At 67.7% G+C, this 21145-nt stretch carries 18 protein-coding genes; 13 read left to right on the top strand and 5 right to left on the bottom strand.

Annotated elements, in window-relative coordinates; genetic code table 11:
* Positions 1-159 precede the first annotated feature (159 nt).
* From eno to lpdA, 8 genes are all read left to right on the top strand, one after another.
* A complete protein-coding gene (gene eno, locus MFF22_RS12385) occupies positions 160-1449 on the top strand; it encodes a phosphopyruvate hydratase (RefSeq protein WP_238249269.1) in 1290 nt (429 codons plus the stop codon).
* A 228-nt stretch (positions 1450-1677) separates the two neighbouring features.
* Entirely contained in the window at positions 1678-1989 is a 312-nt protein-coding gene (locus MFF22_RS12380) for an FtsB family cell division protein (RefSeq protein ID WP_238249268.1), read from the top strand.
* A gap of 166 nt (positions 1990-2155) precedes the next feature.
* Positions 2156-3217 (top strand): pyruvate dehydrogenase (acetyl-transferring) E1 component subunit alpha, encoded by a 1062-nt coding sequence (pdhA, locus tag MFF22_RS12375; protein ID WP_370877588.1) that lies wholly within the window; start codon positions 2156-2158, stop codon positions 3215-3217.
* Between the two features lie 59 nt (positions 3218-3276).
* Positions 3277-4734 carry a pyruvate dehydrogenase complex E1 component subunit beta gene (locus tag MFF22_RS12370; RefSeq protein ID WP_238249267.1) on the top strand — a complete coding sequence of 486 codons (1458 nt, stop codon included), beginning with the start codon at positions 3277-3279 and terminating at the stop codon, positions 4732-4734.
* A gap of 210 nt (positions 4735-4944) precedes the next feature.
* Positions 4945-5220 (top strand): DUF5076 domain-containing protein, encoded by a 276-nt coding sequence (locus MFF22_RS12365; protein WP_238249266.1) that lies wholly within the window; start codon positions 4945-4947, stop codon positions 5218-5220.
* An 11-nt stretch (positions 5221-5231) separates the two neighbouring features.
* Entirely contained in the window at positions 5232-5414 is a 183-nt protein-coding gene (locus tag MFF22_RS12360; RefSeq protein WP_238249265.1) for a hypothetical protein, read from the top strand.
* Between the two features lie 5 nt (positions 5415-5419).
* On the top strand, positions 5420-6853 hold the full coding sequence (locus tag MFF22_RS12355) for a pyruvate dehydrogenase complex dihydrolipoamide acetyltransferase (RefSeq protein WP_238249264.1): 1434 nt from the start codon (positions 5420-5422) through the stop codon (positions 6851-6853).
* A 108-nt stretch (positions 6854-6961) separates the two neighbouring features.
* Entirely contained in the window at positions 6962-8401 is a 1440-nt protein-coding gene (gene lpdA, locus MFF22_RS12350) for a dihydrolipoyl dehydrogenase (protein WP_238249263.1), read from the top strand.
* Positions 8402-8548: 147 nt separating this feature from the next.
* On the opposite strand, the gene MFF22_RS12345 is transcribed toward lpdA, so the two are convergent.
* The gene (locus MFF22_RS12345; protein WP_238249262.1) at positions 8549-8845 is read right to left on the bottom strand and encodes a hypothetical protein; all 297 of its coding nucleotides are present in this window, start codon (positions 8843-8845) and stop codon (positions 8549-8551) included.
* Positions 8846-9291: 446 nt separating this feature from the next.
* Between MFF22_RS12345 and MFF22_RS12335 the strand changes: the two genes are divergently transcribed.
* A complete protein-coding gene (locus tag MFF22_RS12335; RefSeq protein ID WP_238249260.1) occupies positions 9292-10302 on the top strand; it encodes a threo-3-hydroxy-L-aspartate ammonia-lyase in 1011 nt (336 codons plus the stop codon).
* Positions 10303-10402: 100 nt separating this feature from the next.
* Positions 10403-10774: a HesB/IscA family protein gene (locus MFF22_RS12330; RefSeq protein WP_238249259.1), complete on the top strand. Its 372-nt coding sequence runs from the start codon at positions 10403-10405 to the stop codon at positions 10772-10774.
* A 53-nt stretch (positions 10775-10827) separates the two neighbouring features.
* On the opposite strand, the gene MFF22_RS12325 is transcribed toward MFF22_RS12330, so the two are convergent.
* Together MFF22_RS12325 and MFF22_RS12320 are read right to left on the bottom strand one after the other, a co-directional pair.
* The gene (locus MFF22_RS12325; RefSeq protein WP_238249258.1) at positions 10828-11883 is read right to left on the bottom strand and encodes a GGDEF domain-containing protein; all 1056 of its coding nucleotides are present in this window, start codon (positions 11881-11883) and stop codon (positions 10828-10830) included.
* Positions 11884-12085: 202 nt separating this feature from the next.
* A complete protein-coding gene (locus tag MFF22_RS12320; protein WP_238249257.1) occupies positions 12086-13573 on the bottom strand; it encodes a DEAD/DEAH box helicase in 1488 nt (495 codons plus the stop codon).
* 606 nt (positions 13574-14179) lie between these two features.
* Between MFF22_RS12320 and MFF22_RS12315 the strand changes: the two genes are divergently transcribed.
* Both MFF22_RS12315 and MFF22_RS12310 read left to right on the top strand, forming a co-directional pair.
* Positions 14180-15073, top strand: coding sequence for an outer membrane protein (locus MFF22_RS12315; protein ID WP_238249256.1), 894 nt, complete (start codon positions 14180-14182; stop codon positions 15071-15073).
* A 333-nt stretch (positions 15074-15406) separates the two neighbouring features.
* Entirely contained in the window at positions 15407-15745 is a 339-nt protein-coding gene (locus MFF22_RS12310; RefSeq protein WP_238249255.1) for a PRC-barrel domain-containing protein, read from the top strand.
* A gap of 51 nt (positions 15746-15796) precedes the next feature.
* Here the strand turns inward: MFF22_RS12310 and parE are convergent, their stop codons facing one another.
* Entirely contained in the window at positions 15797-17869 is a 2073-nt protein-coding gene (gene parE / locus MFF22_RS12305) for a DNA topoisomerase IV subunit B (protein WP_238249254.1), read from the bottom strand.
* Positions 17870-18167: 298 nt separating this feature from the next.
* Here parE and MFF22_RS12300 point away from each other — a divergent pair, with 298 nt between their 5' ends.
* Entirely contained in the window at positions 18168-18353 is a 186-nt protein-coding gene (locus MFF22_RS12300; protein WP_238249253.1) for a hypothetical protein, read from the top strand.
* An 85-nt stretch (positions 18354-18438) separates the two neighbouring features.
* On the opposite strand, the gene topA is transcribed toward MFF22_RS12300, so the two are convergent.
* Positions 18439-21108, bottom strand: coding sequence for a type I DNA topoisomerase (gene topA / locus MFF22_RS12295; RefSeq protein ID WP_238249252.1), 2670 nt, complete (start codon positions 21106-21108; stop codon positions 18439-18441).
* Positions 21109-21145 lie beyond the last annotated feature (37 nt).

Genomic DNA, 21145 nt, shown 5'->3' with positions numbered 1-21145 from the left:
AGCGTCATCTGAAATCCTTCTCCCCCAGCCACAAAGATTTCGCCGGGTCGCGAGGCGCCTGCGGGTTGCCGGGGGCCGGATCATGGCGGATAAGCCGCCGCGCGACGCATGGCCGTGCGGCCGGCGCGACGAACGGCCCGCGGCCCTGGGGAGACAGTCATGACCGCGATTACCAATATCAGCGCCCGCGAGATCCTCGACAGCCGCGGCAACCCGACCGTCGAGGTCGATGTGCTGCTGGAGGATGGCTCCTTCGGCCGCGCAGCGGTGCCGTCCGGTGCCTCGACAGGGGCGCACGAGGCGGTCGAACTGCGCGACGGCGACAAGTCTCGCTTCCTCCGCAAGGGTGTGCTGAAGGCCGTCGAGGCCGCGCAAACCGAGATCCTCGATGCCATCGGCGGCATGGATGCGGAGGATCAGGTCGCCGTCGATGAGGCGATGATCGAGCTCGACGGCACCCCGAACAAGGCCCGTCTCGGCGCCAACGCGATCCTCGGCGTCTCCCTCGCCGTCGCGAAGGCCGCGGCCGAGGCTTCGGGCCTCCCGCTCTACCGCTATGTCGGCGGCGTCCAGGGCCGGGTGCTGCCGGTGCCGATGATGAACATCATCAACGGCGGCGCCCATGCGGACAACCCGATCGATTTCCAGGAATTCATGATCATGCCGGTCGGCGCCGACTCGATTGCCGAGGCGGTGCGGATGGGCTCCGAGGTGTTCCACACCCTCAAGGGCGCCCTCAAGAAGGCCGGCCACAACACTAACGTCGGCGATGAGGGCGGCTTCGCCCCGAACCTGCCGTCGGCCGAGGCCGCCCTGGACTTCGTGATGCAGGCGATCCAGTCGGCCGGCTTCAAGCCCGGCGCCGAGATCGCGCTCGCCCTCGATTGCGCCGCCACCGAGTTCTTTAAGGGCGGCGCCTACCAGTACGAGGGCGAAGGCAAGACCCGGGACATCGCCGCCCAGGTGGACTACCTCGCCGAACTCGTCGGCAAGTACCCGATCGTCTCCATCGAGGACGGCATGTCCGAGGACGACTGGGAGGGCTGGAAGCTCCTGACCGACAAGGTCGGCAGCCGCTGCCAGCTGGTGGGCGACGACTTGTTCGTGACCAACGTGGAGCGCCTCTCGCGGGGCATCGCCAACGGCACGGGCAACTCCATCCTCATCAAGGTCAACCAGATCGGCTCGCTCACCGAGACCCTGGCTGCCGTCGATATGGCCCAGCGCGCCGGCTACACGGCGGTGATGTCCCACCGCTCGGGCGAGACCGAGGATTCAACCATCGCCGACCTCGCGGTCGCGACTAATTGCGGGCAGATCAAGACCGGCTCCCTCGCCCGGTCGGACCGGCTGGCGAAGTACAACCAGCTCATCCGCATCGAGGAGGGCCTCGGCCCGCAGGCCCTCTATGCCGGCCAGTCTGCGATCAAGCAGATCGCCCGGGCGTAACCTTCGACACTTCATTTTCCTTTTCGGGGATCGTGGCGACAAGCAAGCGATCCCTGAAACCCTCGCCGTCTTTGCGAGCGACGCGAAGCAATCCAGGGCAGCGGGCCGTCTCAGGACGTGGCGCGTCCCTGGATTGCTTCGCTGCGCTCGCAATGACGAGGGTGGCGGACGGCGTTTACGGCGCAATCCCGCAACCCCCCGTTAACCTTCCCGCGGCAGGGTTCAGTCATGGTCGTCCGTCGCCGCGTCAGAATGGTTGTCCTGCCGCTGGGTCTCTGGACCCTGTCGGCCCTCGTCTGCGGGTACTTCATCGTGCAGGCGGAGAGCGGAAACCGCGGCCTCGAAGCCAAGCGGGCGCTCAAGATCAAAGCCTACGCTCTCAATCAGGAACTGGCCGCCGTGAAGGCGGACCGCGCCGTGTGGGAGCACCGCGTCGGCCTGCTCAAGAGCGACCAGATCGACCGCGACCTTCTCGAGGAGCGGGCCCGGATCGTGCTCGGGCGCGTCCACGCCAACGACGTCGTCATCATCGATCCCTGAGATCGATCGGGCCACGGCCGTCACACGTGGCCTCATCCCCGCGGCGCGACGATTCCCTGTGGGGCGATCTGACATCGGCGCCTCCCTGTCAGAGGGGCGGCCCTCGCTTTCGGTCAGCGCCTAGCCTACACCCGCCAGAAGACAGCGCGAGTGCGGGAGACACGACATGGAAGCTGGCAAGACGGCTGAGAGCGAGCCCGCTGCCGGCCCGTCGTCGGCGGCGACCGAGGCCCACAAGCCGGCCCCGAACATGCCCCAGTTCACCCGCGAGGAAGACCTCCACGCCTACCATGAGATGCTGCTGATCCGCCGCTTCGAGGAGAAGGCGGGCCAGCTCTACGGGATGGGCCTCATCGGCGGCTTCTGCCACCTCTATATCGGCCAGGAGGCCGTGGTGGTCGGCATGCAGATGGCGGCCGTGGACGGCGACCAGGTCATCACCGGCTACCGAGACCACGGCCACATGCTCGCCACGGGCATGGATCCGAAGGGCGTCATGGCCGAGCTGACAGGCCGCCGGGGCGGCTACAGCCGCGGCAAGGGCGGCTCGATGCACATGTTCAGCCGGGAGAAGCAGTTCTTCGGCGGCCACGGGATCGTCGGCGCACAGGTCTCGCTGGGCACCGGGCTCGGCTTCGCGGACCATTACCGCGGCAACGGCAAGGTGAGCCTCACCTATATGGGCGACGGCGCCGCCAACCAGGGTCAGGTCTACGAGAGCTTCAATATGGCGGCCCTCTGGAAGCTGCCGGTGGTCTACGTCATCGAGAACAACCGCTACGCCATGGGCACCTCGGTGGCCCGGGCTTCGGCGCAGACCGACTTCTCCAAACGCGGCCTCTCCTTCGGCATCCCCGGCGAATCGGTGGACGGCATGGATGTCCGCACGGTGCGCGAGGCGGCCGGCCGGGCGATCGAGCATGCCCGCTCCGGCAAGGGCCCCTTCATCCTCGAGATGCAGACCTACCGCTACCGCGGCCACTCCATGTCCGATCCGGCCAAGTACCGGACGAAGGACGAGGTCTCGAAGATGCGGGACGAGCACGACCCGATCGAGATGGTCCGCAAGCGCCTTCTCGAACTGCACGGCGTGCCGGAGTCCGACATCAAGTCCACCGATGCCAAGGTGCGCGAAACGGTGAACGCCGCCGCGGAATTCGCCACGGACGATCCCGAGCCCGATCCCTCCGAGCTGTGGACCGACATCCTGCTCGAGGCGAAGGCCTGACCGCCCGAGCCTGAACCCCTTAGGCCGCCCCCGCACGAGAGCGACGCGAAGAACTCATCATGGCGACCGATATCCTCATGCCCGCCCTGTCTCCGACCATGGAGGAGGGTAAGCTCGCGAAATGGCTCAAGAAGGTCGGCGACCCGATCAAGTCCGGCGACGTGCTGGCCGAGATCGAGACCGACAAGGCGACCATGGAGGTCGAGGCGGTCGATGAGGGCGTCCTCGCCAAGATCCTGATCGACGAGGGAACCGAGGGCGTCGCCGTCAACACCCCCATCGCGATCATCGCTGAGGAGGGCGAGGACGTCGAGAAGGCCGCCGCCTCCGGTGGCAAGGGCGGCCCGAAGGCGAACGGACACGATGCCGGCGGCCAGCAGGCCCCCACCCCCACCGCCCAGGCCGAGGGCCTGACGGACAAGCCCGCGGCGACGTCCAAGACCAGCGACGACGCTCCCGTCGCCCCGGCCGCCCCGGCGACGATCACGAACAAGGCGAAGGAGCCGGTGATGGCGGAGTTCCCCGCTGACACCCCCATGGTGACGATGACGGTCCGCGAGGCCCTTCGCGACGCCATGGCCGAGGAGATGCGCCGGGACGGCGACGTCTTCGTGATGGGCGAGGAAGTCGCCGAGTACCAGGGCGCTTACAAGGTGACCCAGGGGCTGCTGCAGGAATTCGGCGCCAAGCGGGTGGTCGACACCCCGATCACCGAGCACGGCTTCGCCGGCATTGGCGTCGGCGCGGCGCTCGCCGGCCTGAAACCGATCGTCGAGTTCATGACCTTCAACTTCGCCATGCAGGCGATCGACCAGATCATCAATTCGGCGGCCAAGACCCTCTACATGTCGGGTGGCCAGCTCGGCTGTCCCATCGTGTTCCGCGGGCCCAACGGCGCGGCGGCCCGCGTCGCCGCCCAGCACAGCCACGACTACGCGGCGTGGTACTCGAACGTGCCGGGACTCAAGGTGATCGCGCCCTACACGGCGAGCGATGCCAAGGGCCTGCTCAAGGCGGCGATCCGGGACCCGAACCCGATCATCTTCCTCGAGAACGAGATCCTCTATGGACAGTCGTTCCCGGTGCCCAAGCTCGACGACTTCGTGCTGCCCATCGGCAAGGCCCGAATTCACCGGGAGGGCAAGGACGTGACCCTCGTCTCCTTCGCCATCGGAATGACCTACGCCCTCAAGGCGGCTCAGGTGCTGGCCGAGCAGGGCATTGAGGCCGAGGTGATCGACCTTCGCACGATCCGCCCGATGGACACCGAGACGGTGCTGGAATCGGTGAAAAAGACCGGCCGCTGCGTGACCATCGAGGAAGGCTTCCCGCAATCGGGCGTCGGCGCCGAGATCTCGGCCCGGCTGATGGTCGATGCCTTCGATTACCTCGACGCCCCGGTGCTGCGGGTGACCGGTAAGGACGTGCCGATGCCCTACGCCGCCAACCTCGAGAAGCTCGCTTTGCCGAACGTGGCCGAGGTCGTCGAGGCGGCCAAGGCCGTCTGCTACAAGTGACCCCGCGACCGGGCGGCTCCGTCCGGTCGATCCCCTCCACCCGTCATTGCGAGCGGAGCGAAGCGATCCAGGGCAGCGTGACATCGCAGCATCCGGTGCCGTCCCGCGGCAAGGTCGGGGGGAAGGGGAACCGGCAACGGGACTGCGGGCCGCCATGACGACACGCCACCACCCCCTCGCCCCAGGCGGCAAGCACACGGGCCACGCGCCATGAGTCAGGATTTCGCCGAACTCGCCGTCCCGCCCGACGCCCTCGAACAGGGCGGGGTCGAGGTGCTGCGCGCGGCGGTGGTGGACGGCGCGGTGAGCGTCGCCCTGCGTCGCTCCTTCGACGATCCGGCGACCTGGGGCCGGCTTCTCGTGGACCTCGCCCGGCAGGCCGCCCGCGCCTACGCCGTCGATACCGACATGTCGGAGGAAGAGGCCTTCGACCGAATTCGCGCCGCGATCGAGGCGGAATGCCTCGCTCCGGGCGACTTCAACTGACGCGGTCGCCGATGGCCCTGGCAGCGCCGCTCCCCGCCCCCTGCGCCGACCGCGGAACGCAGCCAGCGTATCCCGCAACGCGCGCCGTGGGCGGCTGGCGGAAGGCGTTGCGATGCCCCCGGCCGGGGCGTGCCCTGGCCTTCCCCTTCGACGATCTTCTCACCTTCGCCGCCCCGGCCCCGCCCGAGACCTGAAGACCATGCCGATCAACGTCCTGATGCCCGCCCTGTCCCCGACGATGGAGAAGGGCAACCTCGCCAAGTGGCTCAAGAAGGAAGGCGATCCGATCAAGTCCGGCGATGTGCTGGCCGAGATCGAGACCGACAAGGCGACCATGGAGGTCGAGGCCGTCGATGAGGGCGTCCTTGCCAAGATCGTCGTACCCGAGGGCACCGCCGACGTGCCGGTGAACGATCTGATCGCCCTCATCGCGGGCGAGGGCGAGGATCCGGGTAGCATCCAGGCGCCGGCTGGGAACGGCGGCAAGGCGGAGGCTCAGAAGGCAACCCCGGCCGACGCGCCGAAGGCGGACGCGGTGACGACGTCCGGCGACGCGCAGATGTCCTACGCCCGCTCCAACGAGGCACCCGACGCGGCCAAGGCGGTCAACCCGGCGGCCGGGCAGCCCGCTCCGCCGCCGGCCTCGGGGGGCGGCGAGGGCCGGGTGTTCTCGTCTCCGCTGGCCCGCCGTCTTGCGAAGATGGAGGGCATCGACATCGGCGCCATCCAGGGCTCCGGCCCCCACGGCCGGGTGATCGCCCGCGACGTGCAGGAGGCCAAGGCGTCCGGTGTCACCAAACCCGCCGCCGGGGCGGGCAAACCCGCCGCCGACGCACCGAAGGCGGCCGCCCCGGCCCCGAAGGGCCCCCCCGCGGGCGGCGCACCGGCCGGCCTCTCCCTCGATCAGGTTCGCGGCTTCTTCGCCAAGGATGCCTACGAGGAAGTGCCCCTCGACGGCATGCGCAAGACCATCGCGAAGCGCCTCACCGAGGCGATGCAGGTGGCGCCGCACTTCTACCTGACGGTGGATTGCGAGCTCGACGCGCTGATGAAGCTGCGCGAGACCCTCAACGGCTCCGCATCCAAGGACAAGGAAGGGAAGCCCGCGTTCAAGCTTTCGGTGAACGACTTCGTCATCAAGGCGATGGGCTTGGCGCTCACCCGTGTTCCGGCCGCCAACGCGGTCTGGGCCGAGGACCGGGTGCTGCGTTTCAAGCATGCGGAGGTGGGGGTCGCCGTGGCGATCGACGGCGGGCTGTTCACCCCGGTGATCCGCCGGGCCGACGAGAAGACGCTGTCCACCATCTCCAACGAGATGAAGGACTTCGCCACCCGGGCGCGGGCAAAGAAGCTGAAGCCGGAGGAATACCAGGGCGGCGTCACCTCGGTGTCGAACCTCGGCATGTTCGGCATCAAGCACTTCACCGCCGTGATCAACCCGCCGCAATCGAGCATCCTGGCGGTGGGCGCGGGCGAGAAGCGCGTCGTCGTGAAGGACGGGGCGCCTGCGGTGGTCCAGGTGATGACCTGCACCCTGTCCTGCGACCATCGGGTCCTCGATGGGGCGCTTGGCGCGGAACTGATCTCGGCCTTCAAGGGGCTGATCGAGAACCCGATGGGCATGCTGGTGTGAGGCGCGTCTCCCTCCCCCCGCGGGGAGGGGGAAACGCCAACCCGGCGACCCATCCGCACGACTCACCCCGGCCCCTTCCCGGAAGGCGAAGGGGAGCAGGAGGCACCCATGGCCGACACCTATGACGTCCTCATCATCGGCGCCGGGCCCGGCGGCTACGTCACGGCGATCCGCTCGGCGCAGCTCGGCTTCAAGACCGCCGTGGTCGACCGGGAGCACCTCGGCGGCATCTGCCTGAACTGGGGCTGCATCCCCACCAAGGCGCTGCTGCGCTCGGCCGAGATCTTCCACTACTTCCAGCACCCGGGCGAGTACGGCCTCACGGCGGAGAAGGTCGGGTTCGACACCGCCGCCATCGTCAAGCGCTCGCGCGGCGTCTCGGCCCGACTGAACGGCGGCGTCGGGATGCTGCTCAAGAAGAACAAGGTCGATGTGATTTGGGGCGAGGCGTCGGTGGACTCCGTCGCCAAGGGCAACCAGCCCGGCCAGGTCACCGTGAAGGAGAGCAAGCGGGCCGAGCCGCCCAAGGGCGCCAAGGGCGCGGGGACCTACCAGGCCAAGCATATCATCGTGGCGACGGGCGCCCGGCCCCGGGCGCTTCCCGGCATCGAGCCCGACAAGAAGCAGATTTGGACCTATTACGAGGCCATGGTCCCCGAGACGATGCCCAAGAGCCTGCTGGTGATGGGCTCGGGCGCCATCGGCATCGAGTTCGCCTCGTTCTACCGGACGATGGGCGCCGAGGTGACGGTGGTTGAGGTGCTGCCGCAGATCCTGCCGGTGGAGGATGCCGAGATCGCCGCCATGGCGCGCAAGCGCTTCGAGAAACAGGGCATCAAGATCCTCACCGGCGCCAAGGTGACGAAGGTCGAGAAGGGGGCCGACTCGATCACTGCCACTATCGAGGGCGGGGACGGCAAGACGCAGCAGATCACCGCTGAGAAGCTGATCTCGGCGGTGGGCGTTCTCGGCAACATCGAGAATCTCGGCCTCGAAAAGCTCGGGGTGAAGACCGACCGGGGCTGCGTCGTCACCGACGGACTCGGCCGGACCAACGTGCCGGGCCTCTACGCCATCGGCGATGTCGCGGGGCCGCCCATGCTCGCCCACAAGGCCGAGCATGAAGGCGTCATCTGCATCGAGACCATCAAGGGCCTGCACACCCACCCGATGGACAAGGGCAAGATCCCCGGTTGCACCTATTGCCAACCGCAGATCGCCAGCGTCGGGCTCACCGAGGCCAAGGCCAAGGAGCAGGGCTTCGCCGTGAAGGTTGGGCGCTTCCCCTTTGCAGGCAACGGCAAGGCCATCGCGCTCGGCGAGCCGGACGGGATGATCAAGGCGGTCTTCGACGCCAAGACCGGCCAGCTGCTCGGCGCTCACATGGTCGGCGCCGAGGTGACGGAGCTGATCCAGGGCTATGTCGTCGCGATGAACCTCGAGAGCACCGAGGAAGAGCTGATACACACGGTGTTCCCGCACCCGACGCTCAGCGAAATGATGCACGAGAGCGTGCTCGATGCCTACGGCAAGGTCATCCACACCTGAGGGGCCAGCCTCGGCAGGATCGACCTCCGCTCCGTCGTGGGGGCCTCTCGGAAGCCGGGACAAGTGGACGTCTTCACGAAAGGCCGGACTTGATCCGGAACAGGAGCTGCGTCCGGAAGCGGACGCAGCTCTTTTTTTAAAGGCGTGTCAGCGGCTGCCGCTGCCGGAGGTCGAGCCTTCGCCACCCTTAAAGCCTGAGGCGTTCGGCGAGCCGTGCATCCGGCCATCCTTCTGCATCTCCTGACCCGGGGCGGTGCTCGACGCGCCGGAGCCGGTACTGCCGGTCGAGTCGGCCTTGCCGAAGCCGGCCGCGTTGGGCGAACCCTGCATCCGGCCCACAGCGTTTCCGGTTGTGCTCTGGGTGCTCGGGCCGCTTTCGGCTGCCAGGGCCGCCGTCCCGAAGGCCATCAGGCCAGCGGCGGCAAAGAGGGCGGATTTCCTCATGGTCGTCTCCTTCATTGTTCCCTTCCCTCGACGGGAAGGGTCATATCAGGCTAACGCGCGCCGCCATCGGCCTGTTCATTCATCGGTGTGCGGGGTCTCGCTGAACGACGCCTCAGGCAGCGACCACCAGTTCGGCATCCTTCGGGGAGGGGACGTAGGCGCACCATTCGCAGACGCCGCGTTCGGCCCCGCGAGAGCCATTGCGTTGCGAACAGAGGGGGCAAACGAGGACGACGATCCGAGCTCCCCGGCGCAACCCGAGCCCGCGTCCGCGGAAGGTGATGGTCGTCTCCGATGCGGCACCTTCGTCCCGCATCATGCGTGCGCCCGCCACACTGCGACCGACCGATGATCCTGTGTCATTGTCCGCTCCCCCTTATGCAGGGTAATCCACGGCACTCCCAATGGCTCCGCTTTGCCGGCGTTGAATGACTCGGATGCGGTGGATGACTGAAGCGAGAGATGCGATGCCGGATCCGGCCATGGACGACGCCGCCCTGCCGGGCTTCGCGGATGTGGCCGCCGCCGCCCGCCGTATCGAGGGCGCGGCTCACCGGACCCCCGTCCTGACGTCCCGCACGGCGGACGCCATGACTGGCGCCAGCCTGTTCTTCAAGGCGGAAAACCTGCAGCGGGGCGGCGCCTTCAAGTTCCGGGGCGCCTACAACGCCATCAGCGCCCTGCCCGAAGAGATCCGGCGGCGGGGGGTCATCGCCTTCTCATCCGGCAACCACGCCCAGGCGATCGCCCTGGCGAGCCGCCTCCTCGATGTGCCTGCGGTCATCGTCATGCCGGAGGATGCGCCCGCGGTGAAGGTCGAAGCCACCCGCGGCTATGGCGCGGAGGTCGTGAGCTACGACCGCTACACCCAGGACAGGGAAGCCCTCGGCCGGGAGATCGCGCAGGCGCGGGGGCTCACCCTCATCCCGCCCTACGACCACCGGGAGGTCATCGCCGGGCAGGGCACTTTGGCCATGGAGCTGATCGCGGAGACCGGGCCCCTCGACATGCTCGTCGCCTGCCTCGGCGGCGGAGGGCAACTGGCGGGCTGCGCCCTCGCCGCCGCGGAACTCTCGCCCGGGATCGCGGTCTATGGCGTCGAGCCCGAAGCGGGCGACGACGGGCGTCGCTCGTTCCACGAAGGGCGGATCGTGACCATTCCCGTGCCGCGCACCATCGCGGACGGTGCACAAACCACCTATCTCGGTCGCCTCACCTTCCCGATCATCCGGGAGAAAGTCACCGACATCGTCACCGTGTCCGATGCCGAACTGGTGGACACGATGCGCTTCTTCGCGGCACGGATGAAGCTCGTCGTCGAGCCCACGGGCTGCCTCGCCGCCGCCGCCGTCCTGCACGGGCGCCTCGATGTGAGGGGCAAACGTGTCGGCATCGTCATCAGCGGCGGCAACGTCGATATCGGAACCTTTGCCCGGCTGGCCGCACCGGCCGCATGAGCCAACCGGACCCGTGGACCCGCGGGCCGGGGATGCTTATCTTGACAAGACCCACCCCACGTCCCGCGGGCCTTTACCCCGTCCGGGCCGGAGAGCGACGATGCCATCCAGTTTCAAGGTTCTTTCGCTGACCGATCGCGCCGCCGAGCGGATCAAGGCGATCATGGCGCAGGCGGACAAGCCCGTGGCCGGCCTGCGCGTCGGCGTCAGGAACGGCGGCTGCGCCGGCCTGACCTACACGATGGAATATGCCGAAGCGCGCCAGCCCGGCGAGGACGTGGTCGAAGACCGCGGCGTTCAGGTCTTCATCGACCCGAAGGCTGTGTTGTTCCTGCTGGGCACCGAGATGGACTTCACCACCACCAAGCTCGCCTCCCAGTTCGTGTTCAACAACCCGAACCAGACTTCCGCCTGTGGCTGCGGCGAGTCGGTGGCCATCACCCCCGTCTCGCCGGATCGCGTCACCGCCTGAAGGGCCTCATCTGTCCAGGTGAGGGAGCTCGGACAGGACCGGGAGGCCGCCGCTCAGGCGGCCTGGGACGGCAGGATCGACGCGTCGTCCATGACACGGTTGCGCCCGGCGCGCTTGGCCGCGAACATGCACAGATCCGCCCTCTCGAGGAGCGAGGCGGGCGTATCGCCCGACCGGTGCTCAGCGACGCCGAGGGATACGGTGACCTTGCCGAGCGACTCGCCGCTCGACCGCTTCACCAGCTCCCGGCCGATCATGTTTACCCTGATCGTTTCCGCGATCTGGATGGCGTCGAGGCGGTTCGCGCCGGGCAGGATGATCCCGAACTCCTCGCCGCCGAAGCGGGCGAGGCGGGCATTCGGCTGGACGCTCTCGCGCATCACGACGGCCACGAGCCTCAGTACCTGATCGCCGGTGAGGTGGCCGTACTGGTCGTTGAACCGCTTGAAGTAATCGATATCGACCACGACGACGCTGAGGGTGCCGCCTCTGCTGACCTCCATGACGGCGGTCCGCATCATTTCCTCGAAATGCTTGCGGTTCGATAGGCCGCTCAACGGATCCGTGAGGCTCTCCGTCCGGGTCGCCTCGAGCTTCTCCCGCAGCAGTTCGACCTCGCTCCGGCTTTCGCGGATGCGGGCCTCCAGGGTCCGGTTGTCTGCCACGACCTTCCGCGTCGCCGCCGCCAGGGAGGCGACCATCTCAGCCAGGCGCACGCGGCTGAGCTGGGCCTGGGCGAGGTCATGCGACAAGCTCGAGAGCGACTCCCCGTATTGCTGCGTCGAGCCAAGGGACAGATCGAGGATTTCACTGACTTGGGCCAGCTCCGCCAGCACCGTTTCGCTGACGATGCCTGCATCGGCGGCATGCCGGTTACTGTCGAGGTAGCTCTCGTACAGCTGATCGATATCGAACTCGTTCAGCTGTCCTTTTTCGGCGGTCAATCGTTTGACGGCGTCGTTGAGGAGCGGCACCTCCGCCGACACGTAGGCATACCAGACCGCGTAGGCCCGCGGCGTCGCCGAGGGTCCGTAATCTCGCATGAGCTCGTTCGTCCGCTTCGCCAGAGCGAAGGTACGATCACGATCGGGGAAAGCGTCCTGGGCCATCCTCATCCCGCTTCGGGGCAAGCCGTTCCCAACGGGCAAAGCTGCTGACTGTGAGTTGTAGCAACAGTGTGTACACGCACAGTTAAAAGCGGGCGGTTTGAGCCCTCCGTTTTGGTCCGTTTTGCAGGACTCGCTGGTCTGGAGGCCTAAATCGCCTCAGATTTTAGCAGTCCAGTCCGACCGAGCGCTCTCATCAGCCCGATCAGCGTTCGCGCTTCACGGTTGGCGCACGCAGAAGAAACGCCGGCACATGGGAGCCGAGGCCCACGGGCGTATCGTGATCGGCCTCGTCCCGTTCAGGACGCTGGGTCGACCGGCGGGGGGCTTCGTCGCGCCGGGACTGCTCCGGCTTGGGGGCGGCCGGCGCTGCGGAGCGGGGGGCCGACCGGTGCCGGCTTTCCGAACGCTCACGACCTTCCGAACGCTCACGACCTTCGGAGCGCTCCCGGCCCTCCGAACGCTCGCGGCCTTCTTTTCCGCCCCGGTCGCTTGCCTTGCGACGGCCATCGCCGGCACGTCCCCGATGCCGGCTGCGCGGCTCGGCGTCGGAGGCGGGAAGGGATGACAGATCGCCGTCGAGCCACGGAATGGGCTGGCCGATCAGAGTCTCGATGGCCCCGAGGGACCGTTCGTCGTCCGGGGTGATGAGGGTGAAGGCGGCGCCGGAACGCCCGGCACGGCCCGTCCGACCGATCCGGTGGACGTAATCCTCCGGGTGGCGCGGGATATCGAAGTTGAAGACGTGGCTCACCGCGGGAATGTCGAGGCCGCGGGCGGCGACGTCGCTCGCCACGAGCAGCGATGTCTCGCCGTTGCGGAAGCCGTCGAGGGCGGCCATGCGCGCCCTCTGGTCCATGTCGCCATGGAGGGCGACCGCATCGAAGCCGTGGCTGACGAGGGACTTCTGCAGGGTCGCGACATCACGCTTCCGGTTGCAGAAGATGATTCCGTTGGTCAGCGACTCCTCAGCGCGGATGAGACGCCGCAGGCGGTCGCGCTTGGCGTGGTCCTCGCCCGGGGTCGCGACGAGGCGCTGGGTGATGGTCGTCGCCGCTGAGGATGGCCGGGCGACCTCGATCCGCTGGGGGGTATGGAGGAACATGTCCGCCAGCCGCTCGATCTCCGGCGGCATGGTCGCGGAGAAGAACAGGGTCTGCCGCGTAAACGGCACCATCTTCACGATCCGCTCGATGTCGGGAATGAATCCCATGTCGAGCATGCGGTCCGCCTCATCGATGACGAGGAGTTCGACACCGGTCAGCAGGAGCTTGCCGCGCTCGAAATGGTCGAGGAGGCGACCGGGCGTCGCGATCAGCACATCCGTGCCGCGGGTCAGCTTCGCATCCTGGTCGGCGAAGGAGACGCCGCCGATGATCAGCGCCACGTTCAGCTTGTGGTTCGTGCCGTAGCGCTCGAAACTCTCTTCCACCTGGGCGGCGAGCTCGCGGGTGGGCTCGAGGATAAGCGTCCGCGGCATCCGGGCGCGGGCGCGCCCGGTCTCGAGGAGGGTGAGCATCGGCAAGGTGAAGGCCGCCGTCTTGCCCGTACCGGTTTGGGCGATGCCCAGGACGTCCCGCCGCGCGAGCACATGCGGGATGGCCTGCGCCTGGATCGGCGTCGGCTCGGTGTACCCGGCCGTTGTGACGGCCTGGAGGACTTTCTCACTCAGTCCGAGATCGGAGAACGACATTTCGTATCGGCAACATTCACGCACCCGGCCGGCGCGAAGGACATCGTCGCGGCAACGATCCGGGAAAGAGCGGCCCTGCGGATGCAACCGCGACCGCCGGGCGATTGTCGTTTCACCTAGAGCCTTGCGGCGACTTGTCAATCTCGCTGGCGGCGGAAGCCCGGGATGACGGCCGTCACTGCTGGCTTTTTCAGTCCGCGCGATGGGGCTGAGTCCATGGGCCGGACCCGGGTCCGAAATGTTTGCGCTCACGGTTAAGCGACCGTGAGTGCCGCCACGCCGCGACACGTCGCGCCGTCCTAAAATAAAACGTCTGTGATGCAGGGCCCCTGCGGTCACCCAGCAAATGTTCGCCAGTAGGTGCCCCGGTTTCGCCCAAATCACGACGGGGCCTAGGCGTGAGTACAGCGCGCTTCACTGCTAGCGCAACCCATGTGCGATAGAGCACATCGGTCCGCACGGGCCGTTACGCCTGCATAACCTTCATCTTTCGTTGACGGGGTCTGGCTAATCTCACTGAGCTTGTTGCAGGAAAGCGACAGACCCGTTCGCCGCAAGCGCCTAGAAGGCCGCTGGCCTAAGCCAACCCCAGGATCTGGTAACCCGATGAATAAGCTTCTCCTCGCATCGACCGTTCTCGCCGGCATGACCGTGGCCGCCTCGGCCGCCGACCTTCCGCGCCGCGCTGCGCCGCCGCCGGTGTTCACGCCGGTGCCGGTCTTCACCTGGACGGGCTTCTACGCCGGTTTCAACGCCGGCTACGGCTTCGATGCCTCTTCCAGCCGCGCCCCGACCGTCGTCGGCGTCTCCCCCGCCACCGGCATCTTCGCCGCCGGCAACACGCCCACCACCGGCGTTCTCGCCTTCTCCAACCGCAACAACAACGAAGGCTTCGTTGGCGGCGGTCAGATCGGCTACAACTACCAGTTCACCCCGGGTTCGGGCGTGGTCGTCGGTATCGAAGCTGACGCCCAGTACGCCGACTTCGGCGCCCAGCGGAACCGCTTCTCGGCCGCCGCCCCGGCCGGCTCGGCGATCGTCCCCGGCACCCTCGTCTACAACCCGAACGGCCTGTCGGGCCTCGACTACTTCGGCACCGTGCGCGGCCGCCTCGGCTACGCCTTCGACCGCACCCTCGTCTACGGCACCGGCGGCTTCGCCTACGGCTCGGGCGGCGGCCGTCAGTTCGGCACCGGCGTGTCCTCGAACGACTTCCAGACCGGCTACGCCGTCGGCGGTGGCGTTGAGTACGCTCTCCCGACCGACTCGTTCCTGAACTTCTTCCGCTCCTCGGCCGTCACGCTGAAGGTCGAAGGCCTGTACGTGAACCTCGACCGCAGCCGCAACTCGGCTGGCTCCTTCGCCACCAACGCTGGCGGCGTGACCTACGCCACCACCTCCCCGGGCGTGGTCCTGGTCTCCGGCCCGGCCAACACCCGCGCCTCGACCGAGTTCGCCGTCGTCCGCGCCGGCGTGAACTACAAGTTCGGCTCGTACTAAGCCGGACATCGCCGCGGCTCACGCCGCGGCACCCTCTCTACGGAAAGCCCGGCCCCACGGCCGGGCTTTTCGCGTTTCGAAACCCGTGCGACGTGACGTCGTGGAACCCACCGCCGGATGGGCCGATTGACCAGCGCCCGTAACCGAACGGGCGCACGGACGGAAGATCGACCCATGTCGCCGCGCTCACGCTTCCCTACTCTGCTGCCGTTGCTCTGCTGTCTTGCGGCGGTGCCAGCTCATGCCCAGGACGCCACCGTCATCGGGAAGGACACGATCCTCCCCGGCACGGGTCCGGGATCGACGACGGGGGGCACGGGCGGGGGCGGTCTCATGCAGGCGGCGAGCGCTCAGGATGCCGCTAAGCGTCAGGGCCTGAAGCCCGCCACTTTCCTCGCCTCGAAGATGATTGGCGTCGAAGTCCGCAACACGGCCGGTGACAGCGTCGGCAAGATCGATGACCTGCTCGTCACCGATGGCGGCACGCTCAAGGCCGTCGTGATCGATGTTGGCGGGTTCCTCGGCATCGGCAGCAAGCGCATCGCCGTCGAGCCAAATGCCGTGGTCCTGCGGCCCGGGGGGGATCGCTTCTCGGCGATCCTGGAGATGGGCAAGGACACCATCTCGGCCGCGCAGGCCTTCGACCCGGCCAAGGCCATTCCGGCGCAATAGTCCGGGGAGCGCCCCGGGGAGATCATTCGCCTCCCGGGGGCCACTAGTTCGTCAGATGTCGAGGTTGGCGCCCTCGGCGAAGGCGGCGCGCTCGCTGATGAAAGTGAACCGCGCCTCGGGCTTGTTGCCCATCAGGCGCTCGACCGTGTCGCCGGTCGATTCCCTGGCCTCGTCGAGGACGGCGACCCGGAGGAGCGTGCGCTTCTTCGGGTCCATGGTGGTTTCCTTCAACTGGGCGGGCATCATCTCACCCAGGCCCTTGAAGCGCCCGATCTCGACCTTGCCCCCCTTGAACACGGTCTTCACGATCCGCTCTCGGTCGGCATCGTCCCTGGCGTAAGCGATCCTCGAGCCCTGCTGGATCCGGTAGAGGGGCGGGATCGCAAGGTAGAGATGCCCCTTGTCAATCAGCTTCGGCATCTGGCGATAGAAGAAGGTGATCAGTAACGACGCGATGTGGGCGCCGTCCACGTCGGCGTCCGTCATGATGATCACCTTGTCGTAGCGAAGGTCCGCCTCGCGGAAGTTCGCTCCCGTGCCGCACCCGAGCGCAAGGGTCAGGTCGCCGATGAGTTGGTTGGCGCCGAGTTTGTCGCGGCTCGCAGAGGCGACGTTCAGGATCTTTCCCCGGAGGGGCAGGATCGCCTGGGTCGTCCGGTCCCGGGCCTGCTTGGCCGAGCCGCCGGCGGAGTCACCCTCGACGATGAAGATCTCCGAGCCTGCGGTTCCGGCGGCGGAACAATCCGCGAGCTTGCCGGGCAGGCGCAGTTTCCGGGTGGCGCTCTTGCGGGCGACCTCCTTCTCCTGTCGCCGTCGCAGGCGCTCTTCCGCCCGGTCGATCACCCAGTCCAGGAGTTTGTTGGCCTGGGCCGGGGAGCCGGCGAGCCAATGGTCGAACGCGTCCCGCACCGCCGTCTCGACGATGCGCTGAGCTTCCACGGTGGCGAGCTTGTCCTTGGTCTGGCCCTGGAACTCCGGCTCGCGGATGAAGACGGAGAGCATGGAGGCGCAGGTCGCCATGACGTCGTCGGTCGTGACGGCGGTCATCCGCTTGGCCTGATTGACCCGCTCGGCATGTTCCCGCAGCCCCCGGAGCAGGGCGACTCGCAAGCCCGCCTCGTGGGTTCCGCCCTCCGGGGTAGGGATGGTGTTGCAGTAGGAATGGGAGACGCCGTCATCGGCCACCGTCCACGCGACGGCCCATTCCAGGGAGCCATGCGAACCCGGCTTCGTCACCTTGCCGGAGAAGACGGCATCGATCACGAGCTCCTTCCCGTCGATGTCCCGGGCGAGGTAGTCCGACAGGCCGCCGGGGAAGCGGTGCACCGCCTCGGCCGGCACATCGTCCAGACCCTCCAGAAGTGCGGGGGCGCAGCGCCAGCGGATCTCGACCCCGCCGAAGAGGTACGCCTTCGACCGCGCCATCTTGAACAGGCGGCGGGGGTCGAACTTCAGCGATCCGAAGATCTGCGCGTCGGGGTGGAAGCGGACCCGCGTGCCCCGCCGGTTCTGCACACGCCCGACGATCTCCAGGGCGCCCTGGGCGTGGCCGCGGGAGAAGCATTGCCGATACAGGGTCTGGTTGCGGGCAACCTCCACCTCCAGCACGTCCGACAGGGCGTTGACCACCGAGATGCCGACGCCGTGGAGACCGCCGGAGGTCTCGTAGACCTTCGAGTCGAATTTGCCGCCCGCGTGCAGGGTGGTCATGATGACTTCCAAGGCGGACTTGCCCGGGAATTTCGGGTGCGGGTCCACCGGAATGCCGCGGCCGTTGTCGGTCACGACCAGGGCGCCCCCTTCTTCGAGCTCCACCTCGATGAAGCTCGCATGGCCGGCGACGGCCTCGTCCATCGAGTTGTCGATCACCTCGGCGAAGAGGTGGTGCAGGGCGCGTTCGTCGGTACCGCCGATATACATGCCCGGACGCCGCCGGACGGGCTCCAGACCCTCGAGCACCTCAATGTCGGAGGCGGTGTAGCCAGCCTCCGGCGAGGCCGCCGCCAGCGAGACCGGCGAGGCCGCCTCGGTCAGGCGCCGCCGGGTCCCCGGCACGGGTGCAGCCTCCGGCACGGCGACGGCCTTGGCCGCACCGCCAAACAGATCGCGGGCCGGATCGCTCACGCGACCGCTCCCACGGGCTGGGACGGTCGGAACGGAGGAAGCTTTGCGTCTGGGAGCATGCGCCTTCATCTCGCCAGCATAGCGGAACAAATAGGAAACATCAAAGCCCGGACTCGGGCCGCAGCGCGGCACACTGGCATGCTGCGCCGCGACAGGCGAGGGCTGCCCGGACAGACGATGCGATGCAGGGTGCGGGGGCAGTGGTTAACGTTTCCCGCACCGGCCTGGAAGCCGGGAACCAATTCATCCGAAAGCCGTTAGATTACAGCAACCTTGACCATTGGAAGGGGTGTGGGACATGAACCACGACGTGTGCGACACCCGCCACGAGGCCCTCATCCGCTTCGAGCGGGCCGCCGGACTGGCGCTCGCCTGCGAAGCCGAGGAAGAGAGGACCCCGGCCCGCTTCGTTATGGCACCCGCGGCCTTCGCCGTCGCCACCCTGGCGACCGCCGTCGCCGCGACGGTCACCTACCTCATCTGAGCTTCCCTTCCCCCAGGCCCATCGCTGGGTCCAGGGAGCGAGGTGCCGATGCCCCCGGGCTGAGGTCGGGTACGCCGGCGCGGCGTCAGCCCGTCGCCTTCTTCTTCGGTGCCGCCTTCTTGGCCGCAGTTTTCTTGGCGGGCGCCTTCGCCTTGTCGCCATCGGCCTTGCGCGTCGGCGCCTTCTTCCGGGCAGGCGCCTTCTTGCCGCCGCCGGCCTCGCGCTTGGCCGCGATCAGCTTCAACGCGTCGTCCAGCGTCAGGCTCTCGGCGCTTGCACTTTTCGGCAGGGTCGCGTTGACGTCGCCGTCTGTGACATAGGGGCCGTAGCGACCCGCCTTGACCACCACGTCGCGGCCACTCTCCGCATCCTTGCCGAGGGAACGGCCCGGATCGCCTGCCGGACGGCCCCGTCCGCCCCCCTGTTCCTTGGCCACGATCAGGTCGATCGCCCGGTTCCCGCCGATCTCCAGCACGTCGTCATCACGGCCGAGATTGGCATAGGTCCGCCCGTGCTGGACGTAGGGTCCGAAGCGCCCGATCCCGGCCAGGATCGGCTCGCCGGTTTCCGGGTGCCGGGCGATCTCCCGGGGCAGGGAGAGCAGCGCCAGCGCCTTGTCGAGGTCCACGTCCGACGGTGACAACCCTTTGGGCAGGGAGGAGCGCTTGGGCTTCTCCGCGCCCTTCTCGGGGCTGGCTTCGCCCAATTGGATGAAGGGGCCGAACCGCCCGTCGCGTACGGTCACCGGCAGACCCGTGGCGGGGTCGTTGCCGAGTACCCTGACACCCGGCTGACCGCCGTCGAGGGACGAGCCGTCGCCCTCGCCGTTGACGCCCGTCGCCGACAATTGCCGCGTATAGGTGCATTCGGGATAGTTCGAGCACCCGATGAAGGCGCCGAACTTACCGAGCTTGAGGGACAGTTGCCCCTCACCGCAATTCGGGCACCCCCTCGGGTCCTTGCCCTCGCCGCGGTCGGGGAAGATGTGCGGGCCCAGCAGGCCGTTGAGGGCTTCCAGCACCTCGGCGACCCGCAGTTCCTTGGTCTCGCCGATGGCGGCCGAGAAGTCCCGCCAGAAATCCCGCAGTACGGTCCGCCAATCGATCTCCGCATTGGAGACCCGATCGAGCTGCTCCTCGAGGTCGGCGGTGAAATCGTATTCCACGTAGCGGCGGAAGAAGCTTTCAAGGAAGCCCGTGACGAGGCGCCCCTTATCCTCCGGCTGCAACCGCTTCTTCTCGATCCGGACGTATTCGCGATCCCGCAGGGTCTGCAGCACCGCAGCGTAGGTCGAGGGCCGGCCGATGCCCAGTTCCTCCATCCGCTTCACGAGGCTCGCCTCGGAATAACGCGGCGGCGGCTCGGTGAAATGCTGGGTGGAGGCGATCTTCTCCCGGCGGAGGGGATCGCCCGCGTCCATCTTCGGCAGACGGCGGCTCTCTTCGTCCTCCTCGTCGTCCTTGCCTTCCTGATAGAGGGCGAGGAAGCCGTCGAACTTCACCACCTGCCCGGTGGCACGAAGCTCGATCCGTCGTCCGCCCGCGGTGGCGTGGACGTCGACGGTGGTGCGCTCCAGCTCAGCCGATTCCATCTGGCTCGCCATGGTACGCGTCCAGATCAATTCGTAGAGCTTGGCCTGCTCGGGTTCGAGGTGGCGGGCCACGTCCTTCGGCCGGCGGCCCATGTCGGTGGGGCGCACGGCCTCGTGCGCCTCCTGGGCGTTCTTGGCCTTCACGCTGTACTTGCGCGGGGCGCCTGGAACGTACCGATCCCCGAATTCGCGGCCGATCACCCGGCGGGCATCGGCGATGGCCTCAGGCGCCATGTCGACGCCGTCGGTCCGCATATAGGTGATGATGCCCACCGTCTCACCGCCGACATCGACGCCTTCGTAGAGCCGCTGGGCGACGCGCATGGTCTGGGCCGGGGCCATCCCGAGCTTGCGGGACGCCTCCTGCTGCAGCGTGGAGGTTGTGAAGGGCGGCTGGGGATGGCGCTTGGCCGGCTTGGCCTCCACGCTCGCCACCACGAAGCTCGCCGCTTCCAGGTCGCGCTTGAAAGCCGCCGCCTCCTCCGCGTTGCCGACGTCGAGGCGCTGGATGCGCTTGCCGTCCGCCCCGACGAGACGGGCCTCGAAGGTCGCCCCGTCCTTCGTGGCCAGTGTGGCGATGATCGACCAGTATTCCCGGGGCTTGAACGCCTCGATCTCCATTTCGCGCTCGACCACGAGGCGAAGGGCGACCGATTGCACCCGGCCCGCCGACCGGGCACCGGGGAGCTTGCGCCAGAGGACCGGCGAGAGCTTGAAGCCGACGAGATAGTCCAGCGCCCGGCGGGCGAGGTAGGCATCCACCAGCGCCTGGTCGATCTGGCGCGGCTTGCGCATCGCCTGCTCGACGGAGGACTTGGTGATGGCGTTGAAGGTCACCCGCTCCACGGGAATGCCCTTCAGGGCCTTGCGCGCCGTCAGCGCTTCGAGGACGTGCCAGGAGATCGCCTCACCCTCACGGTCCGGGTCGGTCGCGAGGATCAGTTTCTCGGCGCCCTTGACCGCCTTTGCGATCTCGCTGACCCGCTTCGAACCGCGATCCTCGAGCTCCCACACCATGTGGAAGTCCTGCTCGGGATCCACCGACCCGTCCTTGGCCGGAAGGTCGCGGATATGGCCGAAGGAGGCGATCACCTCATAGTCGCGACCCAGGTACTTGTTGATCGTCTTGGCCTTGGCCGGCGACTCGACGACGACGACTTTCATCCAGAACCCTCTGCTCCCTCGGGGGAGCGCGGCGCGA

The organism is Methylobacterium persicinum (genome assembly GCF_022179525.1).
GTDB classification, from domain to species: domain Bacteria; phylum Pseudomonadota; class Alphaproteobacteria; order Rhizobiales; family Beijerinckiaceae; genus Methylobacterium; species Methylobacterium persicinum.
This window is presented reverse-complemented; position numbering and strand designations above follow the sequence as displayed.

Excerpts from the sequence above, each read along its gene's own strand:
- eno (WP_238249269.1), top strand. The coding sequence starts at position 160 with ATGACCGCGATTACCAATATCAGCGCCCGCGAGATCCTCGACAGCCGC.
- MFF22_RS12380 (WP_238249268.1), top strand. The coding sequence starts at position 1,678 with ATGGTCGTCCGTCGCCGCGTCAGAATGGTTGTCCTGCCGCTGGGTCTC.
- pdhA (WP_370877588.1), top strand. The coding sequence starts at position 2,156 with ATGGAAGCTGGCAAGACGGCTGAGAGCGAGCCCGCTGCCGGCCCGTCG.
- MFF22_RS12370 (WP_238249267.1), top strand. The coding sequence starts at position 3,277 with ATGGCGACCGATATCCTCATGCCCGCCCTGTCTCCGACCATGGAGGAG.
- MFF22_RS12365 (WP_238249266.1), top strand. The coding sequence starts at position 4,945 with ATGAGTCAGGATTTCGCCGAACTCGCCGTCCCGCCCGACGCCCTCGAA.
- MFF22_RS12360 (WP_238249265.1), top strand. The coding sequence starts at position 5,232 with ATGGCCCTGGCAGCGCCGCTCCCCGCCCCCTGCGCCGACCGCGGAACG.
- MFF22_RS12355 (WP_238249264.1), top strand. The coding sequence starts at position 5,420 with ATGCCGATCAACGTCCTGATGCCCGCCCTGTCCCCGACGATGGAGAAG.
- lpdA (WP_238249263.1), top strand. The coding sequence starts at position 6,962 with ATGGCCGACACCTATGACGTCCTCATCATCGGCGCCGGGCCCGGCGGC.
- MFF22_RS12345 (WP_238249262.1), bottom strand. The coding sequence starts at position 8,845 with ATGAGGAAATCCGCCCTCTTTGCCGCCGCTGGCCTGATGGCCTTCGGG.
- MFF22_RS12335 (WP_238249260.1), top strand. The coding sequence starts at position 9,292 with ATGACTGAAGCGAGAGATGCGATGCCGGATCCGGCCATGGACGACGCC.
- MFF22_RS12330 (WP_238249259.1), top strand. The coding sequence starts at position 10,403 with ATGCCATCCAGTTTCAAGGTTCTTTCGCTGACCGATCGCGCCGCCGAG.
- MFF22_RS12325 (WP_238249258.1), bottom strand. The coding sequence starts at position 11,883 with ATGGCCCAGGACGCTTTCCCCGATCGTGATCGTACCTTCGCTCTGGCG.
- MFF22_RS12320 (WP_238249257.1), bottom strand. The coding sequence starts at position 13,573 with ATGTCGTTCTCCGATCTCGGACTGAGTGAGAAAGTCCTCCAGGCCGTC.
- MFF22_RS12315 (WP_238249256.1), top strand. The coding sequence starts at position 14,180 with ATGAATAAGCTTCTCCTCGCATCGACCGTTCTCGCCGGCATGACCGTG.
- MFF22_RS12310 (WP_238249255.1), top strand. The coding sequence starts at position 15,407 with ATGCAGGCGGCGAGCGCTCAGGATGCCGCTAAGCGTCAGGGCCTGAAG.
- MFF22_RS12300 (WP_238249253.1), top strand. The coding sequence starts at position 18,168 with ATGAACCACGACGTGTGCGACACCCGCCACGAGGCCCTCATCCGCTTC.
- topA (WP_238249252.1), bottom strand. The coding sequence starts at position 21,108 with ATGAAAGTCGTCGTCGTCGAGTCGCCGGCCAAGGCCAAGACGATCAAC.